Below are 20530 nucleotides of genomic sequence, written 5' to 3' on the forward strand. Positions count from 1 at the left end.
TAGCCCCGGCTCATTTGAGTCGGGGCTTTTTATTGCCTGCTGCTTATGTGTTGTCTGTACAGGCCTCTTCGCGGGCAAGCCCGCTCCCACAGGGTCGGAGGTGCACATAAACCCTGTGTTCACCATCGCCCACTGTGGGAGCGGGCTTGCCCGCGAAGAGGCCGGGCGAATCAATGCAAAACTTGCAGGCAAAAAAAGCCCTGCACTTCTCTCGAAGACAGGGCTTTTGGGTGTTGCCGGTGTGATCAGAACAAATCGATCGGCGCCGCTTCATCCGCTGGCAGCGGGCTGCCCGGGGCCAGGCCATTGCCGATCTCGTCGATCGACGGCGGCGTATCTTCGGCCTTGAACAGTTCGAAGTATGCCCCTGGCGTGCCCGGGCTGGCCGCGCGGCCGCTGATTGGATCGACTCGCAGGCTAAGGATGCCTTCGGGCTCCGGTTGCGTATGTGGCGGTTTGCCTTTGAGCGCGGCGCCCATGTAGTTCATCCATATCGGCAGTGCGACGGTGCCGCCGAATTCCTTGCGACCCAGGCTTTCCGGTTGATCGAAACCGGTCCACACGGTCGTCACGTAATCGGCGTTGTAACCGGAGAACCAGGCGTCCTTGGATTCGTTGGTCGTACCGGTCTTGCCGGCAATGTCAGGACGGCCCAGGGCCAGCGCGCGACGACCGGTGCCGAGCTTGATCACGTCCTCAAGCATGCTGTTGAGGATGTACGTGGTGCGCCCGTCAACGATGCGTTCGGCCACGGCGGGTGCTTGTGGCGTCGGCGTAGTGCCTGGGGTTTCGCCCGGCGTTGCGTTGACCGTGAAGGCTTGAGGGGCGCTTGGCGCGGCAATGCCATCGCTGGCGGCGCCGCCCTGAGGCACGCTCGGCGGGTTGGCGACGAACAGCGTGTCGCCGTTGCGGCTTTCAATCCTGTCGATGATGTACGGGGTGATCTTGTAGCCGCCGTTGGCGAAGGTGCTCCAGCCGGTGGCGATTTCCATCGGCGTCAGGGTCGCGGTGCCCAGCGCCAGGGACAGGTTGGGTGGCAGGTCCTGTTTGTTGAAGCCGAAGCGCGTGATGTAGTCGATGGTCTTGCCGACGCCCATCGCCTGCAGCAAGCGGATCGACACCAGGTTGCGCGACTTGTACAGGGCTTCACGCAGGCGAATCGGGCCGAGGAAGGTGTTGGTGTCGTTCTTCGGACGCCAGACCTTGTCCAGGTATTCGTCGACAAACACGATCGGTGCGTCGTTCACCAGGCTGGAGGCGGTGTAGCCGCTATCCAGTGCGGCAGCGTAGACGAACGGTTTGAAGCTCGAGCCCGGCTGGCGCTTGGCCTGCAACGCGCGGTTGTAGTTGCTCTGCTCGAAGGCGAAACCGCCGACCAGCGAACGAATGGCGCCGTTCTGTGGGTCCAGGGACACCAGCGCGCCCTGGGCTTGCGGGATCTGGCTGAACTTCAGCGAGTTGTCCGGCTGACGCTGTACGCGAATCAGATCGCCGACCTGGGCCACGTCCGAGGGTTGTTTCGGGTTGGCGCCCATGCTGTTGGTATTCAGGAACGGCCGGGCCCACTTCATGGTGTCCCAGTTCACGTGTTCCTGGCCGGTGCGGGTCAGCACTTGCAGGCCGTTCTTGTCGACCTGGGTCACGATGGCCGGTTCCAGGCCGCTGATGGTGCGTTGTTTGGTCAGCTCGGTTGCCCAGGCTTCGCGAGTCTTGCCCGGCAGTCGTGACTCGGGCCCGCGATAGCCGTGGCGCTGATCGTAGGTCATCAGGCCTTCGTGGACCGCGGTGTTGGCCAGTTCCTGAAGGTCGCTCGGCACCGTGGTGGTGACGCGGAAGCCTTCGGTATACGCGTCGCTGCCATAACGCCCGACCATTTCGGCGCGGGCCATTTCGGCGATGTACGGGGCGTTCACTTCCGGGGTCGGCACGTGATAGCTGGCGTTCAGCGGCTCGTTAACCGCGGCGGTGTAGTCGGCCTCGCTGATTTTGCCGAGCTTGTACATGCGCCCCAGGATCCAGTCGCGACGCTCCTTGCTGCGTGCCGGGTTGGCCAGAGGGTTGAAGCGCGACGGCGCTTTGGGCAGGCCGGCGATCATCGCCATTTGCGCCAGGCTGACATCGCGGATCGATTTGCCGTAATAGACCTGTGCGGCCGCCTCGATGCCGTAGGCACGGTTACCCAGGTAGATCTTGTTGACGTAGAGCTCGAGGATCTCGTCCTTGGTCAATTGGCGTTCGATCTGCAGGGCCAGCAGGATCTCGGTGGTCTTGCGCGAAAAGCTGCGTTCGCTGGACAGGAAGAAGTTCTTCGCCACCTGCATGGTGATCGTGCTGCCGCCGGACTGGATGTGTCCGCTTTTGACCAGTTGGGTCGCGGCACGCATCAGGCTGCTCGGATCGACGCCGTAGTGATTGGCGAAATTGTCGTCTTCAGCACTTAGTAACGCATTGATGAAATTGGGGGGAATGTCGGCGAAACGGATCGGTGTACGGCGCATTTCGCCAAATTCTGCGATCAACTTGTTATCGCTGCTGTAGACCCGCAAAGGGATCTGCAACTGGATGCTTCTCAGCGCCTCCACGGACGGAAGTCCGGGACTAAGGTAAAGGTACGCCCCGCTCAGACCCAGAAGGAGTCCGCAGAAAACCGCGACGATGGACCAACCGAAAAACTTCAGCAGACGAATCAAGGCTTTTGGATATCCAGGGTAAAAAATGAATTGGGCAACAGGGTTCAGGCTAAATGAGAACGACCCGCGCTTGAGCAAATGCGGAAAAAAACGCTGGGCATTATAAGCATTTTTCTGATCGGGAGCGTGGCTGGCGCTGCTGTCAAGACGGGCGGATTGAACGCAATGGACATTGCAGAGTCCGTAACTCACGGAAAGTCATAGGGAATTGGTAGTGCCAGGACTCTTCAACAAAAAATCCAATGGGCTGTTGGGAATCGACATCAGCTCCACCTCGGTGAAACTTCTGGAGTTGAGCCGTCAGGGTGAGCGTTTTCGAGTCGAGGCCTATGTGGTCGAGCCGTTGCCGGTCGGCGCGGTGATCGAAAAGAATATCGCCGAGCTCGAAGGCGTGGGGCTGGCCCTTGCGCGTGCGCTGGCCAAGGCCAGAACCGGTCTCAGGAACGTGGCCGTGGCCGTGGCGGGCTCGGCGGTGATCACCAAGACCATCGAGATGGAGGCCGGTCTTTCCGAGGACGAGATGGAAAGCCAGCTGAAGATCGAGGCCGATCAATACATCCCTTATCCCCTGGACGAGGTCGCGATCGACTTTGAGGTCCAGGGCGCCTCCGGGCGCAATCCCGAGCGTGTCAACGTGCTGCTCGCCGCTTGTCGCAAGGAAAACGTTGAAGTCCGCGAGGCAGCCCTGTCCTTGGCGGGGCTGACCGCCCGCGTGGTCGATGTCGAGGCCTACGCGTTGGAGCGCTCATTCGAATTGCTGGCCAGCCGGCTTGCGGTTTCCGGGGAGTCTTCGACGGTCGCAGTGGTGGACATCGGCGCCACCATGACCACCCTGAGCGTGCTGCACAACGGGCGGATTATCTACACCCGGGAACAACTGTTCGGCGGTCGGCAACTGACTGAGGAAATCCAGCGTCGCTATGGCCTGACGCTGGAGCAGGCAGGGCTGGCGCAAAAGAAGGGCGGTCTGCCGGATGGTTATGCCGCTGAGGTCTTGCAGCCATTTCGAGAGGCGCTGGTGCAGCAAGTGTCGCGCTCGTTGCATTTCTTCTTTGCGTCCGGCCAGTACAGCGCCGTCGACCATGTCCTGCTGGCCGGCGGTACCGCGTCGATCCCGGGGCTGGACCGTTTGATCGAGCAGCAATTGGGCACGCCGACCCAGGTCGCGAACCCTTTTTGCGAAATGACTCTGGGCAGCAAGGTCAACGGTGCCGCCCTGGCGAGTGATGCCCCGGCGTTGATGATCGCCTGCGGTCTGGCCCTCAGGAGCTTCGACTGATGGCGCGGATCAACCTTTTACCCTGGCGCGAAGAGCGGCGTGAAGTTCGCCGCAAGCGTTTCCTGCTGGTCCTGGCGACGGCAATGGTGGGCGCGATGGGTGCGGTGCTGGTCGTGAATCAGGTCATCAGCGGTGCCATCGACCGGCAAGTCGCCCGTAACGATTACATCGGCAAGCAAATCGCCGTGATCGATGGGCGGATCGCACAGATCAATGATCTCAAGTCGCGCCGTCAGCAACTGGTCGAGCGCATGGGCGTCATCCAGGACTTGCAAGGCAATCGCCAGATCAGCGGGCGAGTATTTGACCAGCTGGTACGAGCCCTGCCCGACGGCGTGTATTTCACCGAAGTGAAAATGACCGCAAAGACCTTGTCCATCACTGGCGCCGCGCAATCCAACAACCGTGTTTCAGAGTTGATGCGCAACCTCGAGGCATCGGACTGGTTCGATGCGCCGAGCCTGACCGAAGTCAAGGCCACGGCCGCCGGTCAGGTGGAGCAGGCCAACGTCTTCCAGTTGACCGTTCGTCAGACTCAGCCCCTAGCACCGGAGGGGGGCAAATGAGCCTGTCGGAATGGTTCGAAGGGCTGCGCAAGATCGACATCAATGATCTGGATACCAGCAACATGGGTTCCTGGCCGCCGGTGATCAAGTTTCTGGTGGCCGGTTTGTTCGTGCTTCTGGTGCTGGCCTTTGGCTACAGCTTTTCCACCCGCGACCTTGTGGGGCAGCTCGATCTCAAGCGCGAAGAAGAGTCGACCCTCAAGGAGCAGTTCGGCTACAAAGCCCGCATGGCGGCGAATCTGGATCTCTACACCCGGCAGCTGAAGGAGATGGAGAGCGCCTTCGTCGTGCTGTTGCGGCAACTGCCCGGTGACACCGAAGTGCCTGGCTTGCTGGAAGACATCACCCGTACGGGCCTGGGTAGCGGCCTGGAGTTCGAAGAGATCAAGTTGCTGCCGGAGGTCGCCCAGCCGTTCTATATCGAACTGCCGATCCAGATCACGGTCACCGGGGATTACCACGATCTGGCCACCTTCGTCAGTGGTGTGGCCGGGTTACCGCGAATCGTCACCTTGCACGATTTCGATCTTGCGCCCGTCAGCCCCGAGGGTGGTCCGAAGCTGCGCTTGACCATCCTCGCCAAGACCTACCGCTACAACGACAAGGGACAGCATCAATGAGTCCGGCACGTTGTTTTTCGGTGATGGTGTTTTTGTCTGCCCTGTCCGGTTGTGGCGCAGGCGATGACTACACCGATCTGGATGCGTACATGAACGAAATGCGCCTGCACGGGCCGGGGAGGATTGAACCCACGCCGGTATTTCGGTCCTACCCTGCATTCACTTACAACGCAGCGAATCTGCGCAGCCCGTTTTCACCGCAGATCAGCACTGATCCGGCGGCCCGACGGCGGGGTTCGCATAACGTCAAACCCGACCCGGACCGGGTCAAACAGTACCTCGAAGGCTTCAACATCGAGCAGTTTGAAATGGTCGGCACCCTTTCCAATGCAACGGGCGCTTATGCCTTGCTGCGCGGGGCGGGTGGGGTGCACCGGCTGAAAGTCGGCGATTACCTGGGGCGTAACGACGGACGGATCGTTGCGATCAGCGGCTCTCAAGTCGATGTGGTTGAAATTGTCCCTGATGGTCAGGGAGCTTGGCTGGAGCGTCCCCGGACCATTTCCTTGAAAGAGCACTCATAGTGGAACTCCAATAATGAACAGGATTCTCTCCACCATCGGCCTTTCGCTATGGATAGCGTTGTTGTCGTCGATGGTACAAGCGGCCAACCTCAAGGCGCTGGATGTCGCTGCGCTGCCAGGTGACCGTGTCGAGTTGAAGTTGTCGTTCGATGCGCCGCCCCCGGTGCCCCACGGCTACACGACGGATTCGCCGGCCCGGATTGCCCTGGATTTGCCGGGTGTCGCCAGTCAGTTGGCCAGCAAGACTCGCGATCTCGGCAGTGGAAATGCCCGCAGTGCGACGGTTGTGGAAGCCCGGGACCGTACGCGGCTGATCATCAATCTGACCCAGCCGGCCCCGTATGATTCGCGAGTTGAAGGCAACAATCTGCTGGTAGTTGTCGGGCAGGGGGGCAAACCGTCGACATCCAGGCCGGCGGCCACAGCAACGCCGGTTCCGGCGCGAGCCGCGGCGACGGTAGGCAAGGCCATTCGGGGTGTGGATTTCCAGCGGGGAACCCAGGGCGAAGGCAACGTGGTGATCGACTTGTCGGATCCATCGATTGCGCCCGACATACAAGAGCGCGAGGGCAGGATCATCGTCGGATTTGCCAAAACCCGATTGCCCGAGCGGTTGCGCGTGCGTCTGGACGTGAAGGATTTCGCCACGCCTGTGCAGTTCGTCAATGCCAGCGAGAGCGGCGATCGAGCCACCATCAGCATCGAGCCCGGCGGCACGTTCGATTACTCGACCTATCAGACTGACAATAAGCTCACGGTCAGCGTTCGCCCGGCGACAGTCGATGAGCTGCAAAAGCGCAATGCCGGGCAACAGGCCTACAGCGGCGAGAAACTTTCGCTGAATTTCCAGGACATCGATGTGCGCTCGGTGCTGCAACTGATCGCCGATTTCACCAACCTCAATCTGGTGGCCAGCGACACGGTCCAGGGGGGAATTACCCTGCGCCTGCAGAACGTGCCGTGGGATCAGGCGCTGGATCTGGTGTTGAAAACCAAGGGGCTGGACAAGCGCAAGGTCGGCAATGTCCTGCTGGTTGCGCCGGCCGATGAAATTGCTGCCCGTGAGCGTCAGGAGCTCGAATCGCAGAAGCAGATTGCCGATCTGGCACCGTTGCGTCGGGAGCTGTTGCAGGTCAATTACGCCAAGGCGGCGGACATCGCCAAGCTCTTCCAGTCGGTGACCAGTGCCGAAGCGAAACCCGACGGACGGGGCTCGATCACCGTTGATGAACGCACCAACAACATCATTGCCTACCAGACCCAGGACCGGCTGGACGAGCTGCGCAGGATCGTCACGCAACTGGATATCCCGGTGCGCCAGGTGATGATCGAGGCGCGGATCGTCGAAGCCAACGTCGACTACGACAAAAGCCTTGGGGTGCGTTGGGGTGGTTCGATACAGAACAAGGGCAACTGGAACACCTCCGGCGTCAGCAATGGGCTCAATGGGTCATCGACCATCGGCACGCCCGGCAGTACCAGCACCAACTCACCGTTCGTCGACATGGGCGTAGCCAACAACACCTCGGGAATCGGCATCGCGTTCATCACCGATAACGTCTTGCTGGACCTGGAGCTGACGGCCATGGAGAAAACCGGCAACGGGGAAATCGTCTCGCAACCCAAGGTGGTCACGTCCGACAAGGAAACCGCGAAAATCCTCAAGGGCACCGAGATTCCCTATCAGGAAGCCAGTTCCAGCGGCGCGACGTCGGTGTCGTTCAAGGAGGCTTCGCTGTCGCTGGAGGTGACGCCTCAGATCACGCCCGACAACCGGATCATTATGGAGGTCAAGGTCACCAAGGACGAACCGGACTTCCTGAACAAGGTCCAGGATGTACCGCCCATCAAGAAAAACGAAGTCAACGCCAAGGTCCTGGTCAACGATGGCGAGACCATCGTCATTGGCGGCGTTTTCTCAAATACTCAGAGCAAGGTTGTAGATAAGGTGCCATTTCTTGGCGATGTGCCGTATCTTGGCCGCCTTTTCCGGCGTGATGTGGTTTCGGAGAAAAAATCCGAGCTGTTGGTATTCCTCACTCCGCGTATCATGAATAATCAGGCGATTGCTGTGAGTCATTGATTCTGTGCGAAATTTGATTCTTGTTGGACCGATGGGGGCTGGAAAAAGCACCATCGGCCGGTTGCTGGCCAAAGAGCTGCGCCTGCCATTCAAAGATTCCGATAAGGAAATTGAATTGCGCACGGGCGCCAATATCCCTTGGATCTTCGATAAGGAAGGCGAACCGGGCTTTCGTGATCGCGAGCAGGCAATGATTGCCGAGCTGTGCGATTACGACGGAGTGGTGCTGGCGACAGGCGGGGGCGCGGTCATGCGCGAAGCCAATCGTCGGGCACTGCATGCCGGTGGGCGAGTGGTTTATCTGCATGCGTCGGTCGAGCAGCAGGTCGGCCGCACGGCCCGTGACCGCAATCGGCCATTGTTGCGTACCGCCGATCCAGCCAAGACCCTTCGGGATCTGCTGGCGATCCGCGATCCGCTTTATCGGGAAATTGCCGACCTGGTGGTCGAAACAGATGAGCGGCCGCCACGAATGGTCGTACTCGACATTCTGGAGCGCCTGCAGCAGCTGCCACCCCGTTAAAGCGCCGCGCGAAATGCGCTATCCTCGGCGTCCTGCCATGACCGTACAAGGTTGTGGCGGAAGGCTACCGAACGGCGTCACACCAGCAGAGGCCGCGGACATTGGTTAATTCAAGGCAAGACGCCTGATTCCATCTTCACTGTGGGGACACATGCAGACACTCAAGGTCGATCTAGGCGAGCGCAGCTACCCGATTCATATTGGCGAAGGTTTGTTGGATCAGCCCGAGCTGCTGACCCCGCACATTCGCGGACGGCAGGTAGCGATCATCTCCAACGAGACTGTTGCCCCGCTCTATCTCGAGCGTCTGACCCGCAGCCTGGCGCAGTTCTCGGTGATTTCCGTGGTACTGCCCGACGGCGAAGCCTTCAAGACCTGGGAAACCCTGCAACTGATTTTCGACGGCCTGCTGACCGCCCGGCATGACCGCCGCACCACGGTGATCGCCCTCGGTGGCGGTGTGATCGGTGACATGGCCGGCTTTGCCGCCGCCTGCTACCAGCGCGGCGTCGATTTCATCCAGGTTCCGACCACGCTGCTGTCCCAGGTCGACTCCTCGGTCGGCGGCAAGACCGGGATCAACCATCCGCTGGGCAAGAACATGGTCGGCGCCTTCTATCAGCCGAACGTGGTGCTGATCGATACCGCCAGCCTCAATACCCTTCCGGCGCGCGAGCTGTCCGCCGGGCTGGCCGAAGTCATCAAGTACGGGCTGATCTGTGATGAGCCATTCCTGACCTGGCTCGAAGACAACGTTGACCGCCTGCGCAACCTGGACCAGCAAGCCCTGACCTATGCCATCGAGCGCTCCTGCGCGGCGAAGGCGGCGGTGGTCGGTGCCGATGAGAAAGAGACGGGCGTTCGTGCCACCTTGAACCTGGGCCACACGTTTGGCCACGCCATCGAAACCCACATGGGCTATGGTGTATGGCTTCATGGTGAGGCAGTGGCTGCTGGCACCGTAATGGCGCTGGAAATGTCCACGCGACTGGGCTGGATCAGCGAGCAGGAGCGTGATCGCGGCATTCGTCTGTTCCAGCGTGCGGGGCTGCCGGTCATGCCGCCGCAAGAAATGACAGAAGCCGATTTCCTCGAACACATGTCCATTGATAAAAAAGTGATCGACGGTCGTTTGCGCCTGGTGCTGCTGCGCCACATGGGCGAAGCGGTGGTGACCGACGATTATCCGAAAGAGGTTCTACAGGCCACGCTGGGGGCAGACTACCGCGCCCTGGCTCAGCTTAAAGGTTAATAAGAACACGATGACTAGTTTGCATGCCGACGAGGCTTTCCTCGGCCATTACCAGTTGAGTCATGACCCTTTTGCTCCACGGGTGCCTGGCTTCAAATTTTTCCCGGCCCAGCGCAAACCCGTGCTGGGACAACTGCATCACCTGGCCCGCTACAGCCAGTTGCTGCTGGTGGTCACCGGCCCCGAGGGCAGTGGCAAGACCCTGTTGCGTCAGGCCCTGGTCGCCAGCACCAACAAGCAATCGGTACAAAGCGTGGTGGTTTCTGCCCGCGGCGCCGGCGATGCGGCCGGTGTGCTGCACCAGGTGGCCCAGGCGCTGAACGTCGCCCATGCTGATGCCGACGCCATTCTGGCCCAGGTGGTGCAGCTTGCACTGACCGGGCAGGAAGTCTATCTGCTGGTCGATGACGCCGAACAACTCGACGAGTCTGCCCTTGAGGCGCTGATGGTCCTGGCTGCCGGCGCGCCTGAAGGCCGCCCGCATGTGTTCCTGTTCGGTGAAACCTCGCTGATCGCTCAGCTTGAGGCTTTGCATCTCGAGGAAGAGCGCTTCCACGTCATCGAGTTGCAGCCCTACACCGAAGAAGAAACCCGCGAATATCTGGAGCAGCGGCTCGAAGGCGCGGGTCGCGGTATCGAACTTTTCACCGCGGATCAGATCTCTGATATTCACGAAAGCTCCGAAGGCTGGCCTGGCAGCATCAATCAGGTCGCCCGCGATGCAATGATCGAAGCCATGATCGCCAGCCGCTCAGCGGTCAAGCGTCCAAAAATGGGGTTCAATATGCCGAAGAAACACGTATTGGCGATTTCCGCCGTGGTCGTGGTCGCGGTAGCTGCCGCCTGGTTGATTCCGGGTCGCAACAAGGCACCGACCGCCGGTGCGCCGGCCAATGAACAGGCGCAACTGCCGCTTGGTCAAGGCCAGCCAACCGCGAATGGGGGGGCTCCGGCCGTCGAGTTCGCCGGCAACACGCAGCCGATGCCATTGCCGTTGGTCGGTAACTCACAACCGGTCATGCGCGCCCCGCTGGCTGAAGCCGCAGGCGGTATCACTGAAGGCGATGATGGCGTTCCGGTTGAAGGCTCCAGCGCCATACCGCCGACGGTGACCACCACTGCGCCGCCTGCGGGCGTTCCTGCCGGCCCTGCGCCGACATCAGCGCCGACACCAGCGGCCAAGCCGACACCAGCGCCGACCCAGGTCGCCACCGCCAAGCCAGCGCCTGCTCCTGTGGCCAAGCCTGCTCCAGCGCCAGCCAAGCCAGCCGTTGCTGCTGCGGCCAAGCCTGCCGAGAAACCGGCTCCGGTGGCCAAGGCTGCTGGCGGCACCTGGTACGCCGGTCAGGCACCGGGCAACTACGTGGTGCAAATCCTCGGCACCAGCTCCGAAACCGCCGCACAAAGCTTCGTCAAGGAGCAGGGCGGCGAGTACCGTTATTTCAAGAAAGTCCTCAATGGCAAGCCGCTTTACGTGATCACCTACGGCAACTTCGCCAATCGTGATGCAGCCGTTTCCGCCATCAAGGCCTTGCCAGCGAAGGTTCAGGCTGGTAAACCTTGGCCTCGCACTGTCGCCAGCGTCCAACAGGAACTGGCAACAACTCGCTGAAGATTCGGCGGCCTTACCCAGGCCGCCTCTCCAAGCACCTCAAAATTTCTACAAGTGCGCGCTGCCCTTCGGGCTGCGTGCCTTGTGGTGTCTGCGTCACAGTAGTCTTTGAGTCGTTGCGGTCAAAATTAAAAAAAGTTTTGACTAGCACAGCGGATCGCTTTAAACCTTTCACAAATGCGACATAGATTTGCGACATTTCGTCGTCAAATTTGTGAGCCTCTGTGTCGGTGTGTACAATGACCTCCCTTTTGTCCCCGCAAAGCTGGCGTACGTTCGGCGCGGATGGCAAGTGGTTGAATTGAAAAGAAATTTGCCTCGATCAGAGGCAGCCTGGTGAGAAAGTGTCTATGAAAGCAGGTCTGTACCAACCAGATGAATTCAAGGATAACTGCGGTTTCGGCCTGATAGCCCATATGCAGGGCGAGCCCAGTCATACCCTTTTGCAAACGGCCATTGAGGCCCTGACCTGCATGACCCACCGCGGTGGGATTAATGCCGACGGCAAGACCGGTGACGGTTGCGGTCTGCTGATTCAAAAGCCGGACGTGTTCCTGCGAGCCATCGCCCAGGAAACCTTCGGCGTCGAAATGCCCAAGCAATATGCGGTGGGCATGGTCTTCTTCAACCAGGACCCGGTCAAAGCCGAAGCCGCTCGCGAGAACATGAACCGCGAGATCCTGGCCGCCGGCTTGCAGTTGGTCGGCTGGCGCAAAGTGCCGATCGACACCAGCGTCCTCGGCCGCCTGGCCCTTGAGCGCCTGCCGCAGATCGAGCAAGTGTTCATCGGCGGTGAAGGCCTGAGCGATCAGGACATGGCCGTCAAGCTGTTCACCTCCCGTCGTCGCTCGTCCGTGGCCAACGCCGCCGACACCGACCACTACGTGTGCAGCTTTTCCCACAAGACCATCATTTACAAAGGCCTGATGATGCCGGCGGACTTGACCGCCTTCTATCCGGACCTGAGCGATGAGCGCCTGCAAACGTCGATTTGCGTGTTCCACCAGCGCTTCTCCACCAACACCCTGCCGAAATGGCCGCTGGCTCAACCGTTCCGCTTCCTGGCGCACAACGGCGAGATCAACACCATCACCGGCAACCGCAACTGGGCCGTGGCCCGTCGCACCAAGTTCACCAACGACCTGATGGACCTGGAAGAGCTCGGCCCGCTGGTCAACCGCGTGGGTTCCGACTCATCGAGCATGGACAACATGCTGGAGCTGATGGTCACCGGTGGCATCGACCTGTTCCGTGGCGTGCGGATGATCATTCCGCCTGCGTGGCAGAACGTCGAGACCATGGACCCGGATCTGCGTGCGTTCTACGAATACAACTCGATGCACATGGAACCGTGGGACGGCCCGGCCGGCGTGGTAATGACCGACGGTCGCTACGCGGTGTGCCTGCTCGACCGCAACGGCCTGCGTCCGGCGCGTTGGGTCACCACCAAGAACGGCTTCATCACCCTGGCCTCGGAAATCGGTGTCTGGAACTACCAGCCTGAAGACGTGATCGCCAAAGGCCGCGTTGGCCCGGGCCAGATCTTTGCCGTGGACACCGAAACCGGCCAGATCCTCGACACCGACGCCATCGACAACCGTCTGAAGTCCCGTCATCCGTACAAGCAATGGCTGCGCAAGAATGCCCTGCGCATCCAGGCGACCATGGAAGACAACGACCACGGTTCGGCGTTCTACGACGTCGATCAGCTCAAGCAATACATGAAGATGTACCAGGTCACGTTCGAAGAGCGCGACCAGGTGCTGCGTCCGCTCGGCGAACAGGGTTACGAAGCCGTGGGTTCGATGGGCGACGATACGCCGATGGCCGTGCTGTCCCAGCGCGTGCGCACGCCGTACGACTATTTCCGCCAGCAGTTCGCGCAGGTCACCAACCCGCCGATCGACCCGCTGCGTGAAGCCATCGTCATGTCGCTGGAGATCTGCCTCGGTGCCGAGCGCAACATCTTCCAGGAATCGCCGGAACACGCTTCGCGCGTGATCCTCAGCTCGCCGGTCATTTCCCCGGCCAAGTGGCGCTCGCTGATGAACCTCGATCGCCCGGGTTTCGAGCGCGCGATCATCGACCTCAACTACGACGAGAGCATCGGCCTGGAAGCGGCGATCCGCAACGTTGCCGATCAGGCTGAAGAAGCCGTGCGCTCGGGCCGTACCCAGGTCGTGCTGAGTGACCGTCACATTGCTCCGGGCAAATTGCCGATCCACGCTTCGCTTGCTACCGGTGCGGTGCACCATCGCCTGACCGAAAAAGGCCTGCGTTGCGACTCCAACATCCTGGTGGAAACCGCGACCGCTCGCGATCCGCACCACTTCGCCGTGTTGATCGGTTTCGGCGCCTCTGCCGTCTATCCGTTCCTGGCCTATGAAGTGCTGGGCGACCTGATCCGTACCGGTGAAGTGCTGGGCGACCTCTACGAGGTGTTCAAGAACTACCGTAAAGGCATCACCAAGGGCCTGCTCAAGATCCTGTCGAAGATGGGCATCTCGACCATTACTTCGTACCGCGGTGCGCAGTTGTTCGAGGCCATCGGCCTGTCCGAGGAAGTCTGCAACCTGAGCTTCCGTGGCGTGCCGAGCCGTATCAAGGGTGCGCGTTTCGTCGACATCGAAGCCGAGCAGAAAGCCCTGGCCACCGAAGCCTGGAGCCCGCGCAAGCCGATCCAGCAAGGCGGCCTGCTGAAGTTCGTCCACGGTGGCGAATATCACGCGTACAACCCGGACGTGGTCAACACCCTGCAAGCCGCCGTGCAGCAGGGTGACTACAGCAAGTTCAAGGAATACACGTCGCTGGTGGATAACCGCCCGGTGTCGATGATCCGCGACCTGCTGAAAGTCAAAACCCTGGACACGCCGCTGGACATCAGCGAGATCGAACCGCTGGAATCGGTGCTCAAGCGCTTCGACTCCGCCGGTATCTCCCTGGGCGCCCTGTCGCCGGAAGCTCACGAAGCCCTGGCCGAAGCCATGAACCGCCTCGGTGCGCGTTCCAACTCCGGCGAAGGCGGTGAAGACCCGGCGCGCTACGGCACCATCAAGAGCTCGAAAATCAAGCAGGTTGCCACCGGCCGTTTCGGTGTAACCCCGGAATACCTGGTCAACGCTGAAGTGCTGCAGATCAAGGTCGCCCAAGGCGCCAAGCCGGGCGAGGGTGGTCAACTGCCGGGCGGCAAGGTCAACGGCCTGATCGCCAAGCTGCGTTATGCAGTGCCGGGCGTGACCCTGATTTCGCCACCGCCGCACCATGACATCTACTCGATTGAAGACTTGTCGCAGCTGATTTTCGACCTGAAACAAGTCAACCCGAAGGCACTGGTCTCGGTGAAGCTGGTAGCGGAAGCGGGCGTCGGCACCATCGCCGCCGGTGTGGCCAAGGCCTATGCGGACTTGATCACCATCTCCGGCTATGACGGCGGTACCGGTGCATCGCCGCTGACCTCGATCAAGTACGCGGGCGCTCCGTGGGAACTCGGCCTGGCCGAAACCCACCAGACCCTGCGCGGCAACGACCTTCGCGGCAAAGTCCGGGTACAGACCGACGGCGGTCTGAAAACCGGCCTCGACGTGATCAAGGCGGCCATCCTCGGCGCTGAAAGCTTCGGCTTCGGCACCGCGCCAATGATCGCCCTGGGCTGCAAATACCTGCGCATCTGCCACCTGAACAACTGCGCCACCGGCGTTGCGACCCAGAACGAGAAGCTGCGCAAGGATCACTACATCGGTACCGTCGACATGGTGGTGAATTTCTTCACCTATGTCGCCGAAGAAACCCGTGAGTGGCTGGCCAAGCTGGGCGTGCGCTCCCTCGAAGAGTTGATCGGGCGTACCGATCTGCTGGAAGTCCTCGAAGGCCAGACCGCCAAGCAGCATCACCTGGACCTGACCCCGTTGTTGGGCAGCGATCACGTGCCGGCGGACAAGCCGCAGTTCTGTGGCGTGGAGCGCAACCCGCCGTTCGACAAGGGCCTGCTGGCCGAGAAAATGGTCGACTTGGCCACCTCGGCGATCAACGACCTGAGCGGCGCCGAGTTCGCCCTGGATATCTGCAACTGCGACCGTTCCATCGGCGCGCGGATCTCCGGTGAAATCGCGCGCAAGCACGGCAACCAGGGCATGGCCAACGCGCCGATCACCTTCCGCTTCAAAGGCACGGCCGGGCAGAGCTTCGGCGTATGGAACGCCGGCGGCCTGAACATGTACCTGGAAGGCGACGCCAACGACTACGTCGGCAAGGGCATGACCGGCGGCAAGCTGGTGATCGTTCCGCCGAAGGGTAGCGTCTACCGCACTCAGGACAGTGCCATCATCGGCAACACCTGCCTGTACGGCGCCACCGGCGGCAAGCTGTTCGCCGCCGGTACTGCGGGCGAGCGTTTCGCCGTGCGTAACTCCGGTGCCCACACTGTCGTGGAAGGCACTGGCGATCACTGCTGCGAGTACATGACCGGTGGTTTCGTCTGCGTATTGGGCAAGACCGGTTATAACTTCGGCTCTGGCATGACCGGTGGTTTCGCCTATGTGCTCGACCAGGACAACAGTTTCGTTGACCGGGTCAACCACGAACTGGTGGAAATCCAGCGGATCAGCGGCGAGGCGATGGAAGCCTACCGTAGCCACCTGCAACGCGTGCTGAACGAGTACGTCGAGGAGACCGACAGCGAGTGGGGTCGTGAACTCGCCGAGAACCTCGATGATTACGTGCGCCGTTTCTGGCTGGTCAAGCCCAAGGCTGCCAGCCTGAAATCGTTGCTTTCCAGCACCCGTGCCAACCCGCAGTGATATGCGCCTGAAGAGTTTGATGAGGTTTTAAAATGGCTGAACGTCTGAATAATGACTTCCAGTTCATCGAGGTCGGGCGCAAGGATCCGAAGAAGAAACTGTTGCGTCAACGCAAGAAAGAGTTCGTGGAAATCTACGAACCCTTCAAACCCCAGCAGTCGGCCGACCAGGCCCACCGCTGCCTGGGTTGCGGTAACCCATATTGCGAATGGAAGTGCCCGGTGCACAACTTCATTCCCAACTGGCTGAAGCTGGTGGCCGAGGGCAACATCCTCCAGGCCGCCGAGCTGTCGCACCAGACCAACACCCTGCCGGAAGTCTGCGGCCGGGTGTGCCCGCAGGACCGTCTGTGCGAGGGTGCCTGCACCCTCAACGACGGCTTCGGCGCGGTGACCATCGGTTCGGTGGAGAAGTACATCACCGACACCGCGTTCGCCATGGGCTGGCGCCCGGACATGTCCAAGGTCAAGCCGACCGGCAAGCGTGTCGCGATCATCGGTGCCGGGCCTGCGGGCCTGGGCTGTGCCGACGTGCTGGTGCGCGGCGGCGTGACCCCGGTGGTGTTCGACAAGAACCCGGAAATCGGCGGTCTGCTGACCTTCGGCATCCCGGAGTTCAAGCTGGAAAAGACCGTGCTGAGCAATCGTCGCGAAGTCTTCACCGGCATGGGCATCGAGTTCCGCCTCAACACCGAGGTGGGCAAGGACGTGACCATGGAGCAACTGCTCGAAGAATACGATGCGGTATTCATGGGCATGGGCACCTACACCTACATGAAGGGCGGTTTCGCCGGTGAAGACCTGCCGGGCGTGTACGACGCGCTGGACTTCCTGATCGCCAACGTCAACCGCAACCTGGGCTTTGAAAAGTCGCCGGAAGATTTCGTCGACATGAAAGGCAAGAAGGTCGTGGTACTGGGCGGCGGCGACACGGCGATGGACTGCAACCGTACGTCGATCCGCCAGGGCGCCAAGTCGGTGACCTGCGCCTATCGTCGTGACGAAGCGAACATGCCGGGCTCGCGCAAAGAGGTGAAGAACGCCAAGGAAGAAGGCGTGAAATTCCTCTACAACCGCCAGCCGATAGCCATTGTCGGTGAAGACAAGGTCGAAGGCGTGAAGGTGGTCGAGACCCGTCTCGGCGAGCCGGATGCCCGTGGCCGTCGCAGCCCCGAGCCGATCCCGGGCTCTGAAGAGATCATCCCGGCCGACGCCGTGGTCATTGCTTTCGGTTTCCGTCCTAGTCCGGCGCCGTGGTTCGAACAGTTCGAAATCCAGACCGACAGCCAGGGCCGCGTGGTGGCGCCGGAACAAGGTCAGTACAAGCACCAGACCAGCAACCCGAAAATCTTCGCCGGTGGCGACATGGTGCGCGGTTCCGACCTGGTGGTGACGGCGATCTTCGAAGGCCGTAATGCGGCGGAAGGGATCCTGGATTACCTGGGCGTCTAAACCTCGTTCGAAACAGCAATGCGATACCTGTGGGAGCTGGCTTGCCAGCGATAGCATCACCTCGGTCTACCTGACCACCGAGGTGCCTGTATCGCTGGCAAGCCAGCTCCCACAGTGTTTTGTGGTGCTGCAAAAATGCGACAAATTGACCCGATAGACAAAAGGCTGACCTGCATCCGTGCCTTTTGCGTCCGGCTCTGAGAAAATGCCCTCACTTTTTTTCCGGATGCCGACATGACTGCCCTGAAGAACGACCGTTTCCTGCGCGCCCTGCTCAAGCAACCCGTAGACGTCACCCCCGTGTGGATGATGCGTCAGGCCGGTCGCTATCTGCCTGAATACCGCGCCAGCCGTGCCAAGGCCGGCGATTTCATGAGCCTGTGCATGAACCCGGCGTTCGCTTGCGAAGTCACGATGCAGCCGCTCGACCGCTATCCGCAGCTGGATGCGGCGATCCTCTTCTCCGACATCCTGACCATCCCCGATGCCATGGGTCAGGGCCTGTACTTCGAAACCGGCGAAGGTCCGCGCTTCAAGAAAGTCGTCAGCACCCTGGCCGACATCGAAGCCCTGCCGATTCCTGATCCGCAAAAAGACCTGGGCTATGTGATGGATGCGGTCAGCACCATCCGCCGCGAACTGAACGGCCGTGTGCCGCTGATCGGTTTCTCCGGCAGCCCGTGGACCCTGGCCACCTACATGGTCGAAGGCGGCTCGTCGAAAGATTACCGCAAGACCAAAACCATGCTCTACGACAACCCGCAAGCCTTGCACCTGCTGCTGGACAAGCTCGCGCAGACCGTTACCAGCTACCTCAACGGCCAGATCATGGCCGGTGCCCAAGCGGTGCAGATCTTCGACAGCTGGGGTGGCAGCCTGTCGGCTGCGGCGTACCAGGAGTTCTCCCTGGCCTACATGAAGAAAATCGTCAGCGGTTTGATCCGCGAGCATGAGGGGCGCAAGGTGCCGGTGATCCTGTTCACCAAGAGCGGCGGCCTGTGGCTGGAAAGCATCGCCGATGCTGGCGCCGACGCACTGGGCCTGGACTGGACTTGCGACATCGGCAACGCCCGCTCCCGTGTCGGTGACAAGGTAGCGCTGCAAGGCAACATGGACCCGACTGTGCTGTACGCTAAACCGGAAGCCATCCGCGCGGAAGTCGGCCGTATCCTCGCCAGCTATGGCAAAGGCAGTGGTCACGTGTTCAACCTGGGTCACGGCATCACGCCGGAAGTCGACCCGGAGCATGCCGGTGCGTTCCTGCGCGCGGTACATGAGTTGTCGGCGCAGTATCACGAATAGCGATTACCCGTTTTCAAAAAGCCTGTCCCGCCTCGTGCCGGACAGGTTTTTTTGTGCCGTTTAAAAGCTCAATCGATAAAGCATCACTAGCTGTAAGAGTGTTTTCTTTCTTTGTCGGGGCGAGGAATGGAGAGACGGTTCTTGCCTCGCGCGGTGATTACTCCTACATAAAATTTTCCTCCATCCCCGTAAGGTTTCAGGCCCTTGTCCGGCGTATTGCCGAACAATCACGAAGCGAACAGGGGCGCCCACGAGGCGCCCTGTTTTCGATAAGAAGTCTGGAATACATCATGAAAATTACATTTGATAAAAGAAGTGCATTAACGGCCTGCACCTCATCGATGATCCTGTTATCGGCAATGCTGGCCTCTCAAACCGTTTCCGCCCATGGTTATCTGGATGTGCCGCCTTCGCGCGCACTGGCTTGCCAGAAAGGCTTGAACACCAACTGTGGTGGCGCCCAGTACGAGCCGCAGAGTGTCGGTGAAACCTTCAAGGGCTTTCCGGCAGGTGTCGGCGGCGCTCCCTTGCAGGGGCCGGTCGATGGCAAGATCGCCAGCGGTGGTCACTCGCTGTTCTCTGCCATGGATGCACAGTCCGCCACCCGTTGGCACCTGACGGAAATCAAGGACCGCAACATCGATTTCAAATGGCATTACACGGCGGTTCACCCTGCGACCAAACACGAGTATTTCATCACCCGCAACGGCTGGAATCCGAACGAATCGCTCAAGCGCGCCACTTTCGAAAGCACGCCGTTCTGCACAATCGATGGTGGCAACAAGCGGCCTGAGTCCAGCGACAAGCACAGCTGCAACATTCCGGCAGACAAGTCTGGCCATCACGTCGTCCTGGCCATCTGGACCGTGGGCGATACCGATGCCGCGTTCTACAACGCTACGGATCTGAACATCCTGGCGGAGCCTGAACTGCCTGGCGGCTGGTCCTCCGTAGGCAGCATTGCGCCCTCGACGGCGCTGCTGGTGGGCGACAAGGTCAAGGCCCGCGCGTTCACCGCCAATGGCGAGAGCCCGGACTACAGCATCAACATCAGCATCGAAAACGCTGAAGACGGCACGCCGCAAAACTGGTCGTTCAAGCTGGCCGAAAAAATCAACCAGACCCACACCCTTGTTCGCGCCGGTATCCGCGACGAGAGCGGCAATGTCGAACCGGTCAAAGGCACCAACAGCCTTTACGCACAAAAAGAAAGCGGCGTAGTCCGCTACGAAGTACAGCTGGACATGAAGGAAGACGCCGCTGCGCACATGGCGGTGGCCTCTCAGCAAGCCGAATACGTCCTGAATAAAGGCCGGGCCAAAGTCGAGTTCAGCATGATCGCGAACCGTGCGATGAACGTCGAAGCCACCTTGTTCGACCAGAACAACAAACCGGTAGGCACTACCTCGGCACAAGTGGCCACCGGCTCCACCTCGTTGTCCCTGGATGTGCGCAGCAATCCTGGCGCGCACACGCTGACCCTGGTCGGCACCACCCTGGACGGCCGCACCACCCGTCAGGACACCAAGACAACCCAACTGACCGGTGAAGGCGCGGGCATCGAATACGACTTCGTGTTCCCTGAAGGCCTCAGCGACTACACCGCCGGCACCAAGGTGCTGCAACCGAAGACCGACGAAGTCTTCGAGTGCAAGCCATTCCCTGCGTCGGGTTACTGCAAGCAGTACACCCTCACCGCCAACGGTTTTGAACCGGGTGTCGGTGCTCACTCGCACATGGCGTGGGACAAGTTGTAAGTCCCTCTTGTAGCCCTTCAGGCGATCGGTAGCCGATCGCCTGAAGGTTAATTCCTCTGATGTCGATCGAGTTGA

General features: G+C 60.6%; 13 protein-coding genes. 12 read left to right on the forward strand and 1 reads right to left on the reverse strand.

What is annotated here, in order from left to right; all coding sequences use genetic code 11:
* Positions 1-245: 245 nt before the first annotated feature.
* Positions 246-2687, reverse strand: coding sequence for a penicillin-binding protein 1A (locus PMI34_RS20690; protein WP_443216121.1), 2442 nt, complete (start codon positions 2685-2687; stop codon positions 246-248).
* Positions 2688-2904: 217 nt separating this feature from the next.
* Between PMI34_RS20690 and PMI34_RS20685 the strand changes: the two genes are divergently transcribed.
* From PMI34_RS20685 to gbpA, 12 genes are all read left to right on the forward strand, one after another.
* Positions 2905-3969 (forward strand): pilus assembly protein PilM, encoded by a 1065-nt coding sequence (locus tag PMI34_RS20685; RefSeq protein WP_008047855.1) that lies wholly within the window; start codon positions 2905-2907, stop codon positions 3967-3969.
* Positions 3969-4535, forward strand: a complete 567-nt coding sequence (locus PMI34_RS20680; RefSeq protein ID WP_008047857.1) for a PilN domain-containing protein — start codon at positions 3969-3971, stop codon at positions 4533-4535. Before PMI34_RS20685 ends, PMI34_RS20680 begins: the two co-directional genes overlap by 1 nt.
* Positions 4532-5155, forward strand: coding sequence for a type 4a pilus biogenesis protein PilO (locus tag PMI34_RS20675; RefSeq protein WP_008047859.1), 624 nt, complete (start codon positions 4532-4534; stop codon positions 5153-5155). The genes PMI34_RS20680 and PMI34_RS20675 overlap by 4 nt, the downstream gene beginning before the upstream one ends.
* Positions 5152-5679, forward strand: coding sequence for a pilus assembly protein PilP (locus PMI34_RS20670; RefSeq protein ID WP_008047861.1), 528 nt, complete (start codon positions 5152-5154; stop codon positions 5677-5679). The genes PMI34_RS20675 and PMI34_RS20670 overlap by 4 nt, the downstream gene beginning before the upstream one ends.
* 13 nt (positions 5680-5692) lie before the next feature.
* Positions 5693-7762: a type IV pilus secretin PilQ gene (gene pilQ / locus PMI34_RS20665; protein ID WP_008047864.1), complete on the forward strand. Its 2070-nt coding sequence runs from the start codon at positions 5693-5695 to the stop codon at positions 7760-7762.
* 4 nt (positions 7763-7766) lie between these two features.
* Positions 7767-8285, forward strand: a complete 519-nt coding sequence (gene aroK / locus PMI34_RS20660) for a shikimate kinase AroK (RefSeq protein WP_015093141.1) — start codon at positions 7767-7769, stop codon at positions 8283-8285.
* Between the two features lie 151 nt (positions 8286-8436).
* Positions 8437-9537: a 3-dehydroquinate synthase gene (gene aroB / locus PMI34_RS20655; RefSeq protein ID WP_008047866.1), complete on the forward strand. Its 1101-nt coding sequence runs from the start codon at positions 8437-8439 to the stop codon at positions 9535-9537.
* 10 nt (positions 9538-9547) lie between these two features.
* Positions 9548-11149, forward strand: coding sequence for an AAA family ATPase (locus PMI34_RS20650; protein WP_008047867.1), 1602 nt, complete (start codon positions 9548-9550; stop codon positions 11147-11149).
* A 350-nt stretch (positions 11150-11499) separates the two neighbouring features.
* Entirely contained in the window at positions 11500-15945 is a 4446-nt protein-coding gene (gltB, locus tag PMI34_RS20645) for a glutamate synthase large subunit (protein ID WP_008047868.1), read from the forward strand.
* A 32-nt stretch (positions 15946-15977) separates the two neighbouring features.
* Positions 15978-17396, forward strand: coding sequence for an FAD-dependent oxidoreductase (locus tag PMI34_RS20640; RefSeq protein WP_007975602.1), 1419 nt, complete (start codon positions 15978-15980; stop codon positions 17394-17396).
* Positions 17397-17630: 234 nt separating this feature from the next.
* Positions 17631-18698, forward strand: coding sequence for a uroporphyrinogen decarboxylase (gene hemE / locus PMI34_RS20635; protein ID WP_008047869.1), 1068 nt, complete (start codon positions 17631-17633; stop codon positions 18696-18698).
* 290 nt (positions 18699-18988) lie between these two features.
* Positions 18989-20455 carry an N-acetylglucosamine-binding protein GbpA gene (gene gbpA, locus PMI34_RS20630; RefSeq protein WP_008047870.1) on the forward strand — a complete coding sequence of 489 codons (1467 nt, stop codon included), beginning with the start codon at positions 18989-18991 and terminating at the stop codon, positions 20453-20455.
* Positions 20456-20530: the final 75 nt, after the last annotated feature.

Origin of the sequence: Pseudomonas sp. GM74, from assembly GCF_000282455.1 — a bacterium.
GTDB lineage: Bacteria > Pseudomonadota > Gammaproteobacteria > Pseudomonadales > Pseudomonadaceae > Aquipseudomonas.

Bases quoted from the DNA above. Each gene is read 5' to 3' on its own strand.
- PMI34_RS20670 (WP_008047861.1), top strand. From the start codon at position 5,152: ATGAGTCCGGCACGTTGTTTTTCGGTGATGGTGTTTTTGTCTGCCCTG.
- aroB (WP_008047866.1), top strand. From the start codon at position 8,437: ATGCAGACACTCAAGGTCGATCTAGGCGAGCGCAGCTACCCGATTCAT.
- PMI34_RS20680 (WP_008047857.1), top strand. From the start codon at position 3,969: ATGGCGCGGATCAACCTTTTACCCTGGCGCGAAGAGCGGCGTGAAGTT.
- hemE (WP_008047869.1), top strand. From the start codon at position 17,631: ATGACTGCCCTGAAGAACGACCGTTTCCTGCGCGCCCTGCTCAAGCAA.
- gbpA (WP_008047870.1), top strand. From the start codon at position 18,989: ATGAAAATTACATTTGATAAAAGAAGTGCATTAACGGCCTGCACCTCA.
- gltB (WP_008047868.1), top strand. From the start codon at position 11,500: ATGAAAGCAGGTCTGTACCAACCAGATGAATTCAAGGATAACTGCGGT.
- pilQ (WP_008047864.1), top strand. From the start codon at position 5,693: ATGAACAGGATTCTCTCCACCATCGGCCTTTCGCTATGGATAGCGTTG.
- PMI34_RS20650 (WP_008047867.1), top strand. From the start codon at position 9,548: ATGACTAGTTTGCATGCCGACGAGGCTTTCCTCGGCCATTACCAGTTG.
- PMI34_RS20675 (WP_008047859.1), top strand. From the start codon at position 4,532: ATGAGCCTGTCGGAATGGTTCGAAGGGCTGCGCAAGATCGACATCAAT.
- PMI34_RS20640 (WP_007975602.1), top strand. From the start codon at position 15,978: ATGGCTGAACGTCTGAATAATGACTTCCAGTTCATCGAGGTCGGGCGC.